Source organism: Streptomyces sp. SAT1 (assembly GCF_001654495.1).
In the GTDB taxonomy this organism is placed as follows: domain Bacteria; phylum Actinomycetota; class Actinomycetes; order Streptomycetales; family Streptomycetaceae; genus Streptomyces; species Streptomyces andamanensis.
The window spans coordinates 4,366,135-4,382,517 of the sequence record NZ_CP015849.1 but is presented as its reverse complement, the minus strand read 5'-3'; the positions used below and the strand labels follow the sequence as shown (position 1 = coordinate 4,382,517).

Here is a 16,383-nt window from a genome sequence, read left to right as displayed (position 1 = left end):
GCGGTCCGGCCCCGGTCCGAAGGACGGCGGCCCCGGCGACAGCCCACCCGGGCGTACGGCGCGCGGCTGACGACGGCGGACGAGCCCCTGACGACGGACAGGACCTAGCGGACCAGGCCCCACCGGAAGCCGAGGGCCACCGCGTGCGCGCGGTCGGAGGCGCCGAGCTTCTTGAACAGCCGCCGGGCGTGCGTCTTGACGGTGTCCTCGGAGAGGAACAGCTCACGGCCGATCTCCGCGTTGGAACGGCCGTGGCTCATGCCCTCCAGGACCTGGATCTCACGCGCGGTGAGCGTGGGCGCGGCGCCCATCTCGGCCGAGCGCAGCCGGCGCGGGGCGAGCCGCCAGGTGGGGTCGGCGAGGGCCTGGGTCACCGTGGCGCGCAGTTCCGCGCGGGAGGCGTCCTTGTGCAGATAGCCGCGGGCGCCGGCGGCCACGGCGAGCGCCACGCCGTCCAGGTCCTCCGCCACCGTGAGCATGATGATGCGCGCGCCGGGGTCGGCGGACAGCAGCCGCCGCACGGTCTCGACGCCGCCCAGTCCGGGCATGCGCACGTCCATCAGAATGAGGTCCGAGCGGTCGGCACCCCAGCGGCGGAGGACTTCCTCGCCGTTGGCCGCCGTCGTCACGCGCTCGACGCCGGGCACGGTCGCGACCGCGCGGCGGAGCGCCTCTCGGGCAAGCGGGGAGTCGTCGCAGACGAGGACGGATGTCATGGCCGCCCTCCGCAGCTGATGCGCGTCACCTTGAGCCTCCAGGCTGGTACGAAATCGTCACCTGTGCGGTCGACCGTCTCGGACGCCTGTCCGAGCACTTGTGTTTTCAACCGCCTCCGCACTCTCAACGACGGTCACTCGAAAGAGTTACGGGGCCGTACGCCGTTTTCGGCACTCTACGTGAGGGAGCGGACACAGTGCAGACACAGACGTCATACCCTCAACTTTTCATCACAACGGATGCCCCATTCGGCCCCTTTTCTTCCCGTTTCTAGGTGTCTGGCGCTAGATTCGCAATGAGTCATATTTTCATCTCCTTAGACCGGGGATGTACGGTCGTTGGCACCGTATCCGCCACCGAACGGCTACAAGGGGTCACGCAATGGCAGATTTCTCCCGCCTTCCCGGACCGAATGCGGACCTGTGGGACTGGCAGCTGCTGGCTGCCTGCCGCGGAGTGGACAGCTCGCTCTTCTTCCATCCCGAGGGCGAGCGCGGGGCGGCTCGGAGCGCTCGAGAGAACTCGGCCAAGGAGGTCTGCATGAGGTGCCCGGTCCGCGCGGAGTGCGCGGCACACGCCCTGGCGGTGCGCGAACCGTACGGAGTGTGGGGCGGCCTGACCGAGGACGAGCGCGAAGAGCTGATGGGGCGCGCACGCAACCGCCTGGTGACGGCCTCGTCATCGAGCGGCGATGCCGCTTCGAACACCTGAAGGAACGTTTCTTCTTACATCTTCCCGCGCCTATGGATGACGGCACGGGCACGCGCGCACACGCGTGCCCGCCCGCCGGGGTGCCGGCCGCGGTGTCATCCGGCCCCGGCGCGCACCAGTTCGTCCAGCGTGGCCGCCACCGCCGGGACCTGGGCCAGATCGGGCAGGGTGAGGGCGACGATCTCCCGGCGCACCGCCGGTTCCAGCGCCACCGTGCGCGCCCCGCGGGGCCGTACGGAGTCGATGGCGAGCTGGGGCAGGACGGCCACGCCCAGACCCGCGCCGACCAGCCCCGCCACGGCCGGGTAGTCGTCCGTGGCGAAGTCGATGCGCGGGGTGAAGCCGGCGTCCGCGCACACCTCGACGAGCTGGCCGCGGCAGCGTGGGCAGCCCGCGATCCACGGCTCGCCGGCGAGTTCGGCGATGCCCACGGATCCCGCGCCGGCCAGCGGGTGCCGCTCGGGCACCAGGCCCACGAGCCGGTCGGTCAGCAGCGGCCGTACGACCAGGTCGTCCCATTCCTCCGCGCCCGCGGCGCCCTCGTAGCGGAAGGCGAGCGCCACGTCGCAGTCGCCCGCGCGCAGCAGCTCGACCGAGCGGGGCGGTTCGGCCTCCTCCAGGGAGACCCGGGTGCCGGGGTGGGCGGCGCGCAGCGCGGCGAGGGCGGTCGGGACCAGGGTGGAGCTGCCGCTGGGGAAGGAGACCAGGCGGACCCGGCCCGCGCGCAGCCCGGCGATGGCGGCGACCTCCTCCTCGGCCGCGGTGAGCCCGGCGAGGATGCCCCCGGCGTGCCGCACCAGCGCCTCGCCGGCCTCGGTGAGCCGCATCTCGCGGCCGGTGCGCACCAGCAGCGGGGTGCCGGCCGAGCCCTCCAGGGCCTTCATCTGCTGGCTGACGGCGGGCTGGGTGCAGCCCAGTTCGCGGGCCGCGGCGGAGAAGGATCCGCTGGCGGCGACGGCGCGCAGGACGCGCAGATGGCGGGCCTCGATCACCCTTCGAGCATAAGGCAACCTTGGGCATACCGTCGAAAAACGCGTCGACACTTTGACCGCGGTCGCTTACCGTCGGCGCATGAAGCTTCTCTCCGTCAATCTGGGCCGTGCCGTGCCCGTGCCGTACACCGATCAGCCGGCCGGGGTCACCGGCATCGACAAGCGTCCGGTGGACCACGCGGTGCGGGTGGCCGCGCCCGGTCCCAAGGGCGTCGGCGCGAGCGGACTGACCGGGGACACGGTGTGCGACACGCGGCACCACGGCGGCGACGACCAGGCCGTGTACGCGATGGCGCGCGAGGACCTGGACGACTGGGAGCGCGAGCTGGGCCGGGCGCTGCCGGACGGGTCGTTCGGCGAGAACCTGACGACCGCGGGCGTCGACGTGTCGGGCGCGCTGATCGGGGAGCGCTGGCGCATCGGCGCGCCGGACGGCCCCTCGGTGCTGCTGGAGGTCACCTCCGGGCGCATCCCGTGCCGGACCTTCCAGGGCCATCTGGGCGAGAAGGGCTGGGTGCGCAGGTTCACGCAGAAGGGCGCGCCGGGCGCCTATCTGCGGGTGCTCGAAGCCGGTGAGATCCGGCGCGGCGACCCCGTGCGGATCGTGCACCGCCCGGACCACGACGTGACCGTGGCGCTCCAGTTCCGGGCGAGCACCACCGAGCGCGCCCTGCTGCCGCGGCTGCTGGCGGCCGGTGCGGCGCTGCACCCGGAGTCCCTGGCCTCGGCGCGCCGGTACGCGGACAAGTACGCGACGGACACGGCGGACACGGCGGGCTGACGGGTCCCGTCCGGTGCCGGCGCACCGCTCCTCCACCGATCGGCGGGCCCTGTGTGGGGATCGGGGACGCGCACTCCGGACCACTAACCTTTCGCCATGACAACGGCTCTGATTACGGGATCGACCGCGGGCATCGGCGCCGCGTTCGCGCGGCGGCTGGCGGCGGACGGGCACAACCTCGTCCTGGTGGCGCGGGACACCGCGCGGCTGACGGAGCAGGCGACCGAGCTGCACGACCGGCACGGCATCGAGGCCGAGGTGCTGTCGGCCGACCTGGCGTCCGATGAGGGCATCGAGACGGTCGCGGCCCGGCTGGGCGACCGGAAGAACCCGGTCGACCTGCTGGTCAACAATGCCGGCTTCGGCAACAAGGGCCGCTATCTCGACGTGCCGATGGCCGACGAGCTGAGGATGCTCAAGGTGCACATCGAGGCGGTGCTGCGGCTGACGTCGGCGGCGACCGCGGCGATGCGCGAGCGCGGCCGGGGCGGCGTGGTGAACGTGGCCTCGGTGGCGGCGTTCGTGCCGCGCGGCACCTACGGGGCGTCCAAGGCGTGGGTCGTGCAGTTCACCCAGGGCGCGGCGCGGGACCTGGCCGGCAGCGGCGTACGGCTGATGGCGCTGTGCCCCGGCTTCGTGCGCACCGAGTTCCATCAGCGGGCAGGCATGGGCACGGACAACATCCCCGGCTGGATGTGGCTGGACGCGGACAAGCTGGTCGCGGCGGCGCTGGCGGATCTGGCCCGCGGCCGGACCGTCTCGGTCCCCGACCCCCGCTACAAGGCGCTGATGGGCCTGGTCAAGGTCACCCCGCGCGGTCTGCTGGGCGGGGTGACCTCGAAGACGGGCCGCAAGTACGGACCGCGGTGAGCACGGACCGTACGCGGGCCGCCCCGGCGGCGGAAGCGGTCGGCGCGCGGACGTGACGGCGCCGCCCCGGCGGGAACCCGGCGGGTGGAAGCCCCGGGCGCGACGGGGCCGGGCGGCCGGAAGGCGGCGGCGTCATGACCTTCGTACAGCTCATCGAGTGCAGGACGAGCCGGTGGGACGAGCTGGACCGGCTGCTGGACACCTGGGCCGAGCGGACCGGCGGACAGCGGTCCGCCACGCACGCGCTGGTCGGCAGGGACCGCTCGGACGGCGCCCACGTGGTGGAACTGGTGGAGTTCCCCTCGTACGAGGAGGCGATGCGCACCTCGAACCTGCCGGAGACGGACGAGGTCTTCCGCCGCATGGTCGCGCTCTGCGACGAGCTGCCGGTCTTCACCGACCTGGAGGTCGTACGGGACGAGCAGTTCTCCGAGTCGGCGGTGCGCCGGTTCTTCGGGACGCTGACGGCCGCCGGTGCGCTGTCCCCGCTCAACGACCTGGTCGACGAGGACTGCCACAGCCATGATCCGGTCAATCCGCAGGACACCATCGGCCTGGACGCGATCCGGCGCGAGTGCCGGATGTGGCGCGACGCCTTCGACGCCGTCTTCACCGTCGAGGACGTGCTGACCCAGGGCGAGCGCGCCTGCGCCCGCTGGCGGTGGGACGCCGTCCACCGCGGGGAGTTCCTGGGGATCGCGCCCACGGGCCGGCGGGTCGCCATGACCGGCACGACCGTCTTCCGCCGCGGCCCGCACGGCACCTTCGCCGAACTCTGGTGGCAGCGCGACCACCTGGGTCTGATGCAGCAGTTGGGCGCGCTGGACGAGCTGGAGCACTGAGCCCCCGGGCGGGGCGGCCGGCCCCCCGGCACCCGGCCGCCCCGGGAGCGTCAGTGGACGTAGAGGTTGTACCAGCCCTGTCCGCCGGGGCTGCACACGAAGAGCGGCCCCCACAGGAGCACGCCCGCCTTGCCGGCCTCGTCGCAGGCGGCGGCGCTCGGGTAGGCGCCCTGGAAGTGCCAGGCGCTGGCCTGGGCGGAGGTGGTGGCGGTGAGGGGGAGGGCGACCGCTGCGGCGAGGGTCGCGGCAGCCAGGGCGATGCGTCTTTTCACGGACAACTCCTCATCTGCGAAGGCATGGTGACATGCAGTCGGTTTTCAGCAGAGATGGCGTGATGCGTTCGCAGCCTAGCCATGCCCGCGCACATAGGTCCAGACCAATGCGCACGGGAATTCGATCGCCGCGGCGGCCGTACGACGCCGGATGCCCGGCCCCTTCGAGGGGACCGGGCATCCGACGAGAATCCCTGCGCCTGCGCCTGCGCCTACGTCAACCGCGCACCGTCATCCGTACGAACGCGGCCCACTGGCCGGAGCCCACGGACAGAAACGCTTCCTCGGGCCGCTTGGAGTCACGGATCAGCACGACGGCACCGGCGTCCGCGACCTCGACACAGTCACCGCCGTCGCCCGCGCTGTAACTGCTTTTGAACCATCGCAGCTCGCCAACAGCGGAATCCGGGCTGCTTGCCTTCATAGCTCTCCCAACAGCTTCTCGATGAAGGCCAGGGAATCACGTGGAGTCAGCGCCTGTGCGCGCAGGACGCCATAAGTCGCTTCCAGCGGGCTGACCTTCTTCGGATCCGCGTGCAAGGCGCTGACGCCCTGCACCTCCATGTAGGCCATCCTGCGCTGCTTCTGTGAATGGATCAATGTGAACGGCCCGGAAAGACCGGCATGCTCCTCCCGGTTCATCGGCATGATCTGCATCTCGACGTTGCGCTGATGACCGTAGAGCAGAAGCTGTTCCAACTGGCCACGCTGGATCTGAGGCCCGCCCAGCGGCCGCCGGAGAACATGCTCGTCGATGACGAAGCTCAGCAGTGGGGCCGGACGTCGGGCGAACAACTTCTGGCGCGCAAGGCGCGCTGCCACGCCCTGCTCGATATCCCCCTCATCCAGCAACGGCCGCCACATCCGGAAGACCGCCCGCGCGTACTCCTCCGTCTGCAACAGGCCCTTGACCACGTGGTTGATATAGGCGTGCAGTTCCACAGCCTCGGCCTCAAGCTGCACGTACCGGCGGAAGAACGACGGATACCTGGCCTTCGCCACCTCTCCCTTCATGGCGACCAGCACCCCTCCCGCGTTCAACGCCCGGTCCAGCGCGTCGATCAGGTCCGGCTTGGGGATGCGGCGCCCCTGCTCGACGGCGGCGATCTGGGCCTCGCCGTAGCCCACCAGATCTCCCAGCCGCGCCTGGGTGAGTGCGCGGGCCTCGCGCAGCAGCTTGATCTGGCGGCCGAAGCAGCGCAGGAAGTCCCCGCCGGTCTCCGCCTCCTCCGTACCCGTGCCCGAGTCCGCGCCGGTGTCCATCCGCTCGCCCCCTTCGGCTGCTGTGCGTAGCCGCAGGGTAGGACTCGCCCACGTCAACGGGGTGGGGAACAGGAGAAGTTGACTCCAGGGAGTGAAGGTCTTTCGCCACGAGCTTTCCTCACCCAGCATGCCCGTTCCCGCACTCCGGAGCACCCCGTGCCGGAATCCGCACCACGGTCCGCGAGGGCGACAACCCCGACAGCGGGTCGGCCCGACCCCACAGCGGGTGACTGTAGAGGTGTCGTGGCTGGTCAGAGGGGTGTTGGAGGCGGAACGCTCAGGGTCATGACCACCTTCGCTCTCCGTTTCACCGCCACGCCCCGTGGTGCCCGGCTGGCCCGGCGGCTCGCCTCTCAGCAGATGGACGCCTGGGGCTGGCCGTACGGCACACCGGTGCACGACACCGTCGAGCTGATCGTCGCCGAGCTGGCCGCCAACGCCGTCACTCACGGCCGGGTGCCGGGCCGGGACGCCGAGTTGCGCCTGTCCCGGCGAGACGGCGACGACCAGGTCAGGATCGAGGTGCACGACACCCGGGGCGAGCGGTTGCCCGTCGTGCGGGAGGCGTGCACGGACGGGGACCCGGCGGCTGAGGCGGACGGCGGGCGGGGACTGGTCCTGGTCGCGGCCCTCGCCAAGGAGTGGGGTGTGGCCCCGCGTCCCGGCGCGCCGGGCAAGGGCGTGTGGGCCGTCGTGGCCGCCGCAGCCGTCGAGGGGAAGTGACCGGCGGATCGAACGGCACGCCTCCCCCGCACGCGGACGGGGAGAATCCGGCAAGCCACAGAGACGACGGCGCCCAGCCCCCCGAAGGGGACCGGGCGCCGTCGGTTCAGCGGAGCGATCAGTGGGCGTGGCCGTGGCCGTGGCCCGCGGCCGGCTCTTCCTCTTCCTTCTTCTCGACGACCAGGGTCTCGGTCGTCAGCAGGAGGGAGGCGATGGAGGCGGCGTTCTCCAGGGCGGAGCGGGTGACCTTGACCGGGTCGATGACGCCGGCCTTGACCAGGTCGCCGTACTCACCGGTGGCGGCGTTGTAACCGCTGCCCTTCTCCAGCTCGGCGACCTTGGAGACGATGACGTAGCCCTCCAGGCCGGCGTTCTCCGCGATCCAGCGCAGCGGCTCGACGGCGGCGCGGCGGACGACCGAGACACCGGTGGCCTCGTCGCCGGTCTTGTCGAGGTTGCCCTCCAGGACCTTCACGGCGTGCACCAGGGCGGAGCCACCACCGGAGACGATGCCCTCCTCGACCGCGGCGCGGGTCGCGGAGATGGCGTCCTCCAGACGGTGCTTCTTCTCCTTCAGCTCCACCTCGGTGGCGGCGCCGACCTTGATCACGCACACGCCGCCGGCCAGCTTCGCGAGGCGCTCCTGGAGCTTCTCGCGGTCCCAGTCGGAGTCGGTGGTCTCGATCTCGGCCTTGATCTGCGCGATGCGGCCCTCGACCTCGTCCTTCTTGCCGGCACCGTCGACGATGGTGGTGTCGTCCTTGGTGACGGTGATGCGGCGGGCGGAGCCGAGCACGTCCAGGCCGACCTGGTCGAGCTTGAGGCCGACCTCCTCGGAGATGACGGTGGCGCCGGTGAGGACGGCCATGTCCTGGAGCATCGCCTTGCGGCGGTCGCCGAAGCCGGGGGCCTTCACCGCGACGGCGTTGAAGGTGCCGCGGATCTTGTTGACCACCAGGGTCGACAGGGCCTCGCCCTCGACGTCCTCGGCGATGATCAGCAGGGGCTTGGAGGCGTTCGCCTGGATGATCTTCTCCAGCAGCGGGAGCAGGTCCGCGATGGAGGAGATCTTGCCCTGGTTGATCAGGATGTACGGGTCGTCGAGGACGGCCTCCATACGCTCCTGGTCGGTGACGAAGTACGGGGACAGGTAGCCCTTGTCGAAGGCCATGCCCTCGGTGAAGTCCAGCTCCAGACCGAAGGTGTTGGACTCCTCGACGGTGATGACACCGTCCTTGCCGACCTTGTCCATCGCCTCGGCGATCAGCTCGCCGACCTGCTGGTCCTGGGCGGACAGCGCGGCCACGGCGGCGATGTCGGACTTCTCGTCGATCGGGCGGGCCGAGGCGAGCAGGTCGTCCGAGACGGCCTTGACCGCGGCGTCGATGCCCTTCTTCAGCAGCGCCGGGGAGGCACCGGCCGCGACGTTCTTCAGGCCCTCGCGCACGAGCGCCTGGGCGAGCACGGTGGCGGTGGTGGTGCCGTCACCCGCGATGTCGTTGGTCTTGGTCGCCACCTCCTTCACCAGCTGGGCACCGAGGTTCTCGTACGGGTCCTCGATCTCGACCTCGCGGGCGATGGTGACGCCGTCGTTGGTGATGGTCGGGGCGCCGAACTTCTTGTCGATGACGACGTTGCGGCCCTTGGGACCGATCGTCACCTTCACCGTGTCGGCAAGCTTGTTGACGCCGCGCTCAAGGGCGCGACGGGCGTCCTCGTCGAACTTCAGGATCTTCGCCATGGCAGCGGGAGCCCTCTCGGAAATCTTGGGTGAAGAACACACTGCGCCCCGGGCGCCCGGCTTCTCATCGATCGCGGGGGCCAGGGGCGCAGTTCACAGCAGGAGTGCTGAGGTGACTTACTTCTCGATGATCGCGAGGACGTCGCGGGCCGAGAGAACGAGGTACTCCTCGTTGTTGTACTTCACCTCGGTGCCGCCGTACTTGCTGTAGAGCACGACGTCGCCGACCTTGACGTCGAGCGGAAGACGGTTGCCGTCCTCGAAGCGGCCCGGACCCACGGCGAGGACGACGCCCTCCTGGGGCTTCTCCTTCGCGGTGTCCGGGATGACCAGGCCAGAGGCCGTGGTCTGCTCGGCGTCGAGCGGCTGGACCACAATGCGGTCCTCGAGCGGCTTGATGGCAACCTTGGAGCTGGCGGTCGTCACGATCCGACCTCCCCCTTCGGAGATCTCACGGGGTTAACTGTCTGAGGTGGCGACCAGGTCGATCCGTCGTCGCGGGTGCCGGACCTGCCCGTCGCGTTGTTGGCACTCTCCGGTGGGGAGTGCCAGAGCCGAGACTATGACCGCGATTAGCACTCGGTCAAGCGGAGTGCCAATTGCCTCGTGGCGCGTCGGTCCGGGACGCCTCCCGCGAAGGGCATTCGTCCACCGGCGGTCACAGGCAGCCGGAGGTGATCAGAGGCGGTCAGAGGCGGTCGGAGGCCGCCGCGGGCGGTCACAGGTAGTCCTGGAGCCTCGCCACCGTCAGCCGGTCCCGCTGGATCTCGCGCAGCAGGCGGGTGGTGCGCTCGCGCAGGGTCGGCCCGTCGAGGTCGTCGTCGTCCGAGGTGACCAGCAGGATGTCGCCGGGGCGCAGGGCGTGCCGGCCGTGGGTGAAGCGGAGCCCGGTCTCGGTCAGCGAGGCGCGCCACAGGACGAGCGCGGACACCCCGCAGGCGGCGGCGGCGCGCCGGGTGGTGGCGTCGTAGGAGCCGTAGGGCGGCCGGAACAGCCGGGAGCGGACGCCGAAGCGGGCGTGCAGCTTGTCCCGCTGGCCGCAGATCTCGGCGCGCTGGCCGGCGTAGGGCAGACCGCGCAGGGCGGGGTGCTCCAGGGTGTGGTTCTCCAGCGCCGCGCCGGCCGAGCGCAGGCGCGCGAAGTGGCCGTAGCCGGGTCCGGCGATGCTGTCGGTGAGGAACATGCTGACGGGCAGGCGCAGTTCGCGGACCATGACGATGAAGCGCGCGTCGCGCTCGGCGCCGTCGTCGTAGGTGAGGAAGACGACCCGGTCGGGAGTGTCGACGTGGTCGACCACCGGGGGCGGTCCTGCGGGGCGGGCGGTGGCGGCCGCCGGCCGGGCGGGCGGGCGCGGCGGCGCGGGCAGCGGGGCCGCGAGGCCCCAGCGGCGGTACGGCTGCCGGTCGGAGGCCGCGGCCGGCGAGGCGACCCGCTGCGCGGCCTTGCGGCCCAGGCGCTGGATCGGGTCGACGGACGAGGCGCAGCCGGCCAGCAGCAGCACGGCCGCGAGCAGGCCCGCGGCCGTGCGCCGCGGCCGGGGCCGCGGTCTCACAGGTAGTCCTCCAGCCGGGCCACCGCGTACCCCTCGGCCGTCGCGTAGTTCAGGAAGCGGCGCATGTCGTCGGCCATGGTGCCGTCCCACTCGTCGCGCCCGCGGAAGTGGGTGAGCACGATGTCGCCGGGGCGCAGCCGCTTGTCGTCCTCGCGGAACTCCCAGTGGTCGACGTAGACCTCCTCGTTCCAGATCGGCGCGTAGCGGATGCCGCAGGACTTGGCGGCGCGCAGGGTGTCCTGGTTGTAGTTGCCGTAGGGCGGGCGGAGCATCCGGGGGCGCTTGCCGAACTGCTTCTGCATGATGTCCTGCATGTCGCAGATCTCGTGCTTCTGCTCGTCGTAGGACAGGCCCGGCAGGTACGGGTGGTGCAGGGTGTGGTTGTTGAGGGTGTTGCCCTGCGCCTGCGCCTTGCGGAAGTAGCCGTAGTCGTCCTGGACGAGGTAGTTGCTGAGGAAGGCCGTGTAGGGGACCTTCAGCTCGCTCATCATGCGCAGGAAGGCGGGGTCCTTCTCGGCGCCGTCGTCGATGGTGAGGAAGAGGACCTTGTCCTTGGTGGGGACGGTGGTGAAGACCGGGGGCAGGTCCCAGTCCTCCTGGTGGTCCACCTCGAAGCCGGCGCGGGCGTGGATCTTCGGTTTGACGGCCGGGGGCGGCGGGGGCAGCAGCGGGGCCTGGCTCAGGCCCCAGCGCTTGGCGGCGGCGGTGCGGGCCGCGGCGGAGGTCGCGAGCCGGGAGGCGTAGGAGTCGAGGGCGCGGGCGGGGGGCGCCTGGAGGCGCTGCTGGCCGGGGGCGGGCCGTACCGCCGTGCTGTCCTGTCCGGCGCAGCCGGAGACGAGGGCGGCGACGGCGAGGGCGCCGAGTCCGGCGTGCAGGGCCGCCTTGCGCCGCAGGGCACCCCGGAGACGTTTTTTGTCATTTTGTACTACTACGGTCATGGCGCCGGATCCTCGCAGCCCGCCGCCCCTGAGCCGCGGCGACACCGCGGCCGGCCGCGCACCGTCCACCGACTGGCCGACAATGAACCGGTGACCGACCCACTCGCCCCGCTCAACTCCTTCGCCGCACTGCTCACCGACGAGGGCCGCGCCCTCCTGGAGGAGGTGCGCGGCACCGCGCCCGCCGACGAACTCGCCGTCGCCACCCGGCTGCGCCGCGACCACCCCGCCGCCCTGGTGTCGGCCGCGCTCGGGCAGGCCCGGCTGCGGCAGCGGGCGGCCGCGAAGTTCGGCGCGGCGGACGCGGACCGGATGTTCTTCACCCCGAACGGGGTCGAGCAGTCCACCCGGGCGAGCGTGGCCGCCCACCGCGCGGCGCGGCTCGCGGAGCTGGGCGTGACCTCGCTCGCGGACCTGTGCTGCGGCATCGGCGGCGACGCGATCGCCCTGGCCCGCGCCGGGATCCGGGTCCTCGCCGTGGACCGGGACCCGGTGACGGCGGCGGTGGCCCGCGCGAACGCCGAGGCGCTGGGGCTCGCCGGGCTGATCGAGGTCCGCGAGGCGGATGTGACGGAGGTCGACACGTCCGCGTACGACGCGGTGTTCGTCGATCCCGCGCGGCGCGGCGGCCGGGGCCGGATCTTCGACCCGGAGAGCTACTCGCCCTCGCTCTCCTGGGCCGTGGGGGCGGCGCTGAAGGCCCCGCGCGCCGCGCTGAAGGTCGCGCCCGGCATCCCGCACGAGGCGGTGCCGCCGCAGGCCGAGGCCGAGTGGATCTCCGACGGCGGGGACGTGAAGGAGGCGGTGCTGTGGTTCGGCACCGAGCCGGGCCTGGTGCGCGCGACCCTGCTGCCGGGACCGCACACGCTGCGCGGCCGGGGCCTGCCCGACCCGCCGGTGCGGCCGGTGGGCCGCTACCTGTACGAACCGGACGGCGCCGTCATCCGCTCCCACCTGGTCGCCGAGGCCGCCGCCGGGCTCGACGGCGGCCTGATCGACGAGACCATCGCCTACGTCACCTCCGACGTGCTGCGGCCCACCCCGTACGCCACCGCGTACGAGATCACCGACCGGCTGCCCTTCAACGTCAAGAAGCTGAAGGCGCTGCTGCGCGAGCGCGAGGTGGGCGCGCTGACCGTGAAGAAGCGCGGCTCGGCCGTCGAACCGGAGGAACTGCGCCGCAAGGCGCTGCCCAGGCCGTGCGGCCGGAACCCGGCGACCGTCTTCCTCACCCGGGTGGCGGGCGCCCCCACGATGCTTCTCGGCCACCCGGCGCCCCGCCCCTGACGCACCGGCACCCGGCGGGCGCCCCGCTCCCCCGATCGGCGGCGCCCGGGATGCGGGCGCCGCCCGCGCGCCCGGAGACTGGTCGCGGCGGGCGGCACGGCGGGTGCCGCCGGTGCGCGCGGTCCGCCGGGAAGCGAGGACCGTCCATGCTGCGGGGTTTCAAGAACTTCCTGATGCGCGGCGATGTCGTGGTCGTGGCCGTCGGCCTGATCGTGGCGCTGGCCTTCAGCACGCTGATCAAGGCGTTCACCGACTTCGTGATCAACCCGATCATCGCCCGCGCGCAGGGCAACTCCTCGCCCGGCCTCGGCTGGCAGCTCGGCCGTACCGGCAACAAGGCGACCTATCTGGACCTCGGCGCGTTCATCTCGGCGCTGATCTACTTCATCATCTTCATGGCGGTCGTGTACTTCCTGATCGTCGTTCCGTACAAGCACTTCCAGACCCGCCGGGGCGTCAGGGTCTTCGGCGACCCGGGGCCCGCCAAGACGTGCCCGGCGTGCCTGTCGGAGGATCTGCCCAAGGCCGCGACCAAGTGCCGCTACTGCGGTACGGATCAGCCCGCGGCCGCCTGAGCGGGCGCCGCGTCGGCGGCGGGCGCCTGGCCGGCCCGGCCGCCGCGCCCGTACAGCGCCGCCGCCGCCAGCGCCCCCGCCGCGAGCAGCCCGGCCGCCGTCCAGTACGCCGCCGAGAAGCCGTGCACCAGAGCGACGGCGTCCGGCGCCGCCCCCGAGGCGTGCGCGGCGACCGTACCGAGGACGGCGAGCCCCACCGCGCCGCCGACCTGCCGTGAGCTGTTCAGCAGCCCGGAGGCCATGCCCGCCTCCCCGGCGGCGACGGACCCGGTGGCCGCGGTGCCCAGCGGCACGAAGCACAGCCCGATGCCCACGCTGGCCACGGCCGACGGGCCGAGCACCGAACCCGCGAAGCCGCCGTCCACCGCGGCCGCCGCCGCGAACCAGGCGAGCCCGGCCGCGCCCAGCAGCCCGCCCGCCGTCAGCAGCACCCGGGGCCCGTAGCGGCCGATGGCGCGGGCCGCCAGCGCCGAGCCCACGACCACGCCCGCGCAGAACGGCAGGAAGGCCGAGCCGGTGGCGGTCGGACCGTAGCCGAGGACCTGCTGGAGGTAGAGCGAGGTGAAGTAGAAGGCGGCGAACTGGCCCGCCGACATCAGCAGCCCGAAGACGTTCGCCGCCAGCACCGGACCGGTGCCGAGCAGCCCGAGCCGCAGCAGCGGGGCGGCGGTGCGCGCCTCGGTCACCACGAACGCGGCGAGCAGCACCGCCGCCGCGCCCAGCACGGCGGCCGTGCGCCAGGACGCCCAGCCGTACGTCTCGGTCCTGACCAGGCCGAGGACGAGCAGCACGGTCCCGGCCGTGACCAGCAGGGCACCGGTGAGGTCGAGGCGGGGGCGCGGGGCCCGCCGCGCGGCGGCGGGCGTGTCGGCGGGTACGGCGCGGCCGGTGACCGCCAGGACGGCCACCACGAAGGGCACGTTGACCAGCATCACCGCGCGCCAGCCGAACCAGTCGGTGAGCAGTCCGCCGGCCAGCACGCCCACCGCGCCGCCGACCGCGCCCGCGGCGCCCCACAGGCCGAGGGCGCGGGAGCGGGCGGGGCCCGGCGGGCAGCTCACGGTGAGCAGGGCGAGGCCGACCGGGGCCAGCGCGGCGGCGCCCACGCCCTGCGCGGCGCGGGCGGCGATCAGCGCGCCGGGCGACTGGGCGAGCCCGCCGGCCAGGCTCGCCGCGCCGAAGACGACGAAGCCGGCCACGAGCACCCGGCGCCGCCCCACCACGTCGGCGAGCCGCCCGCCGAACATCAGCAGGCCGCCGAAGGTCAGGGCGTAGGCGTTGACGACCCAGGTCAGCGAGCCGGGGCCGAAGTGCAGACCGCGCCCCATGCCGGGCAGCGCGACATTGACGACGGACATGTCGAGGGAGACCAGGAACTGCACGGTGAGCAGCACCGGCAGCAGCCAGGGAGAGGGCGCGGAAGGGGTGTGGCGCGTCTGGGAGTTCACCATGCCGATGACGTTACTATACGCGTATAAAAAAGCGCGATCCCCGAGGTCCGGGTGCCGGGCGGGGAGAACGAGGAGAATGCGGGGGTGGCGGAGAACCAGGCGCGCGAGCGCACAGCGAAACGGGCGGCGGGGCGGCCGCGGCGGATCGAGGCCGGGCAGATCGTGGCGGCGGCCCGGCGGATCCTCCAGGAGGAGGGCGTCGAGGCGGTGTCCATGCGCCGGGTCGCCAAGGAGGTCGGCGCGACCCCGATGGCGCTGTACCACCATGTGCGCGACAAGCGGGAACTGCTGATGCTCACGGTCGCCGGCCTGGCCGCCACGGTGCCGCGCCCCGAGCTCCCCACCGCGCCGCGCGACCGCGTCCTGGCCACCGCCCTGCACATGCACGCGCTGCTCAGCGGCATGCCCTGGGTCGTGGACGTGCTGAGCCTCGGGGACGTCACGGACAAGAACGCCCTGTGGATGCCCGAGGAGATCGTCGACTCCGCGATGGCCTGCGGCCTGACACAGGAGCAGGCCGTGTTCGCCTACCGCACCCTGTGGTACGTCGTCCACGGCGACCTGGTCTTCCGCCGCGCCGCCGCCCGGCGCGGCGCCGACCCGGACCGGCCGGACCTGTTCCCCACCCTCCTGACCCCCGAGGACGCCGACCGCTACCCGCGGCTGACCGCCCTGTCCGAGCGCTGGGAGGACCTGGCCACCGCGGACTACGACGTGGCGGGCCAGCTCGCGGCGGTGGTGGACGGGCTGCTGGCGCAGGGCCGAGGGGACTGAACCGGACGCGGGGCCGGAGGACAGGGCGCGGGGCGCACAGCGCCGGGGGCAGGCCACTCGGCGCGGGGCCGTGGGGCGCGGGACGCGGGACGCTCACCGCGGGGCACGGGCCGGGTGCGGGCAGGCCCGGGTGCGGGCAGATCCGGGTGCGGGCCGCTCGCCGCGAGGAGGGCGCCGTGGGGCGCGGGGCAGGCGGGGCAGGCGGGCGCGGGGCGCTCGAAAGCGGGTGCGGGCCGGTGGGCGCCAGCGCGGGCCGCGTTGGTGCCCACGCTCGACCCGCTGAGAGCCGGGCGCGGGCCGTCCCGCGCCCCATGCGGGGCCATCGGGGCCGGGCCCGAGCCAACTCGGAACCGGGCGCGCGCCGCTCGCCACGGGCCGCCCGCCACGAGGTACGTGCGTGCGGCACCGGACCCAGGGCACTCCGTGCCGGGCACGGGTCGACCGGCGCCGACCGGGGGCGCGGGGCGCCCAGACACGGGCTGATCGGCGCCGGACGGGGGCGCGGGCCGCTCACCGCGAGGCGTGGAGTGTGCGGGGCCCGGGTGCGGGCCGTTCCGCATCCGGCTCAGGCAGCTAGGGCAGCTAGGGCAGCTAGGGCAGCTAGGGCAGCTAGGGCAGCTAGGGCCGAACGCGGGCCGGCCCGCGCCGGACACAGCCGCTCTCCGCCAGGCCGGACCGTACAACACCGGACTCAGCCCGCTCCTTGCCGAGCGCCGGCCGCTCCGGGCCCAGCCCAGACCGGCGGACGCCGGGCCCAGACCGGTCGGCGCCGGACGCGGGCCGTGTCCCGCCGGCCTCGGGGCCGGTCAGCGCCGGTCACGGCCACCCGCGTCAGGCGCAGGCCGTGTGACACCGGGCCCAGCCCACTCCAAGCCTGGCGCGGGCCGGGCGACG

General features: G+C 73.0%; 18 protein-coding genes. 8 read left to right on the top strand and 10 right to left on the bottom strand.

Annotated features, from left to right (window positions below):
• Positions 1-104 precede the first annotated feature (104 nt).
• On the bottom strand, positions 105-716 hold the full coding sequence (locus A8713_RS19045; protein ID WP_003948568.1) for a response regulator transcription factor: 612 nt from the start codon (positions 714-716) through the stop codon (positions 105-107).
• Between the two features lie 382 nt (positions 717-1,098).
• Between A8713_RS19045 and A8713_RS19040 the strand changes: the two genes are divergently transcribed.
• Positions 1,099-1,428, top strand: coding sequence for a WhiB family transcriptional regulator (locus A8713_RS19040; protein ID WP_064534711.1), 330 nt, complete (start codon positions 1,099-1,101; stop codon positions 1,426-1,428).
• Between the two features lie 95 nt (positions 1,429-1,523).
• On the opposite strand, the gene A8713_RS19035 is transcribed toward A8713_RS19040, so the two are convergent.
• Positions 1,524-2,420: a LysR family transcriptional regulator gene (locus A8713_RS19035; RefSeq protein ID WP_064534709.1), complete on the bottom strand. Its 897-nt coding sequence runs from the start codon at positions 2,418-2,420 to the stop codon at positions 1,524-1,526.
• Positions 2,421-2,499: 79 nt separating this feature from the next.
• On the opposite strand from A8713_RS19035, the gene A8713_RS19030 reads away from it, so the two are divergent.
• The 3 genes from A8713_RS19030 (at position 2,500) to A8713_RS19020 (ending at position 4,913) form a co-directional block, all read left to right on the top strand.
• Positions 2,500-3,201, top strand: coding sequence for an MOSC domain-containing protein (locus tag A8713_RS19030; RefSeq protein WP_064534707.1), 702 nt, complete (start codon positions 2,500-2,502; stop codon positions 3,199-3,201).
• Positions 3,202-3,297: 96 nt separating this feature from the next.
• A complete protein-coding gene (locus A8713_RS19025) occupies positions 3,298-4,071 on the top strand; it encodes an SDR family NAD(P)-dependent oxidoreductase (RefSeq protein ID WP_064534705.1) in 774 nt (257 codons plus the stop codon).
• A gap of 134 nt (positions 4,072-4,205) precedes the next feature.
• A complete protein-coding gene (locus A8713_RS19020) occupies positions 4,206-4,913 on the top strand; it encodes an ester cyclase (protein WP_064534703.1) in 708 nt (235 codons plus the stop codon).
• Between the two features lie 50 nt (positions 4,914-4,963).
• Here the strand turns inward: A8713_RS19020 and A8713_RS19015 are convergent, their stop codons facing one another.
• The 3 genes from A8713_RS19015 to A8713_RS19005 form a co-directional block, all read right to left on the bottom strand.
• Positions 4,964-5,185, bottom strand: coding sequence for a hypothetical protein (locus tag A8713_RS19015; RefSeq protein ID WP_018564863.1), 222 nt, complete (start codon positions 5,183-5,185; stop codon positions 4,964-4,966).
• Positions 5,186-5,402: 217 nt separating this feature from the next.
• Complete coding sequence (locus tag A8713_RS19010; RefSeq protein WP_064534701.1) at positions 5,403-5,609, bottom strand: DUF397 domain-containing protein; 207 nt, start codon at positions 5,607-5,609, stop codon at positions 5,403-5,405.
• On the bottom strand, positions 5,606-6,448 hold the full coding sequence (locus A8713_RS19005; RefSeq protein ID WP_173860872.1) for a helix-turn-helix domain-containing protein: 843 nt from the start codon (positions 6,446-6,448) through the stop codon (positions 5,606-5,608). The genes A8713_RS19010 and A8713_RS19005 overlap by 4 nt, the downstream gene beginning before the upstream one ends.
• A gap of 285 nt (positions 6,449-6,733) precedes the next feature.
• Here A8713_RS19005 and A8713_RS19000 point away from each other — a divergent pair, with 285 nt between their 5' ends.
• Complete coding sequence (locus tag A8713_RS19000) at positions 6,734-7,171, top strand: ATP-binding protein (protein WP_064534699.1); 438 nt, start codon at positions 6,734-6,736, stop codon at positions 7,169-7,171.
• A 118-nt stretch (positions 7,172-7,289) separates the two neighbouring features.
• Here A8713_RS19000 and groL read toward each other — a convergent pair whose 3' ends face one another.
• The 4 genes from groL to A8713_RS18980 all read right to left on the bottom strand — a co-directional run bounded on the left by groL (position 7,290) and on the right by A8713_RS18980 (position 11,402).
• On the bottom strand, positions 7,290-8,912 hold the full coding sequence (groL, locus tag A8713_RS18995; protein ID WP_064534698.1) for a chaperonin GroEL: 1,623 nt from the start codon (positions 8,910-8,912) through the stop codon (positions 7,290-7,292).
• Between the two features lie 117 nt (positions 8,913-9,029).
• Complete coding sequence (gene groES / locus A8713_RS18990; RefSeq protein WP_009190181.1) at positions 9,030-9,338, bottom strand: co-chaperone GroES; 309 nt, start codon at positions 9,336-9,338, stop codon at positions 9,030-9,032.
• A gap of 292 nt (positions 9,339-9,630) precedes the next feature.
• Entirely contained in the window at positions 9,631-10,464 is an 834-nt protein-coding gene (locus A8713_RS18985) for a polysaccharide deacetylase family protein (RefSeq protein ID WP_064534696.1), read from the bottom strand.
• A complete protein-coding gene (locus tag A8713_RS18980) occupies positions 10,461-11,402 on the bottom strand; it encodes a polysaccharide deacetylase family protein (protein ID WP_173860871.1) in 942 nt (313 codons plus the stop codon). The genes A8713_RS18985 and A8713_RS18980 overlap by 4 nt, the downstream gene beginning before the upstream one ends.
• Positions 11,403-11,492: 90 nt before the next feature.
• Between A8713_RS18980 and A8713_RS18975 the strand changes: the two genes are divergently transcribed.
• Positions 11,493-12,689 (top strand): class I SAM-dependent methyltransferase, encoded by a 1,197-nt coding sequence (locus tag A8713_RS18975; RefSeq protein WP_064534694.1) that lies wholly within the window; start codon positions 11,493-11,495, stop codon positions 12,687-12,689.
• A gap of 146 nt (positions 12,690-12,835) precedes the next feature.
• Entirely contained in the window at positions 12,836-13,264 is a 429-nt protein-coding gene (locus A8713_RS18970; RefSeq protein ID WP_064534692.1) for a large conductance mechanosensitive channel protein MscL, read from the top strand.
• Here A8713_RS18970 and A8713_RS18965 read toward each other — a convergent pair.
• Positions 13,246-14,715, bottom strand: coding sequence for an MFS transporter (locus A8713_RS18965; protein WP_064534690.1), 1,470 nt, complete (start codon positions 14,713-14,715; stop codon positions 13,246-13,248). The two genes, A8713_RS18970 and A8713_RS18965, sit on opposite strands and share 19 nt — an antisense overlap.
• An 84-nt stretch (positions 14,716-14,799) precedes the next feature.
• Between A8713_RS18965 and A8713_RS18960 the strand changes: the two genes are divergently transcribed.
• Positions 14,800-15,489 (top strand): TetR/AcrR family transcriptional regulator, encoded by a 690-nt coding sequence (locus tag A8713_RS18960; RefSeq protein WP_064534688.1) that lies wholly within the window; start codon positions 14,800-14,802, stop codon positions 15,487-15,489.
• Positions 15,490-16,383 lie beyond the last annotated feature (894 nt).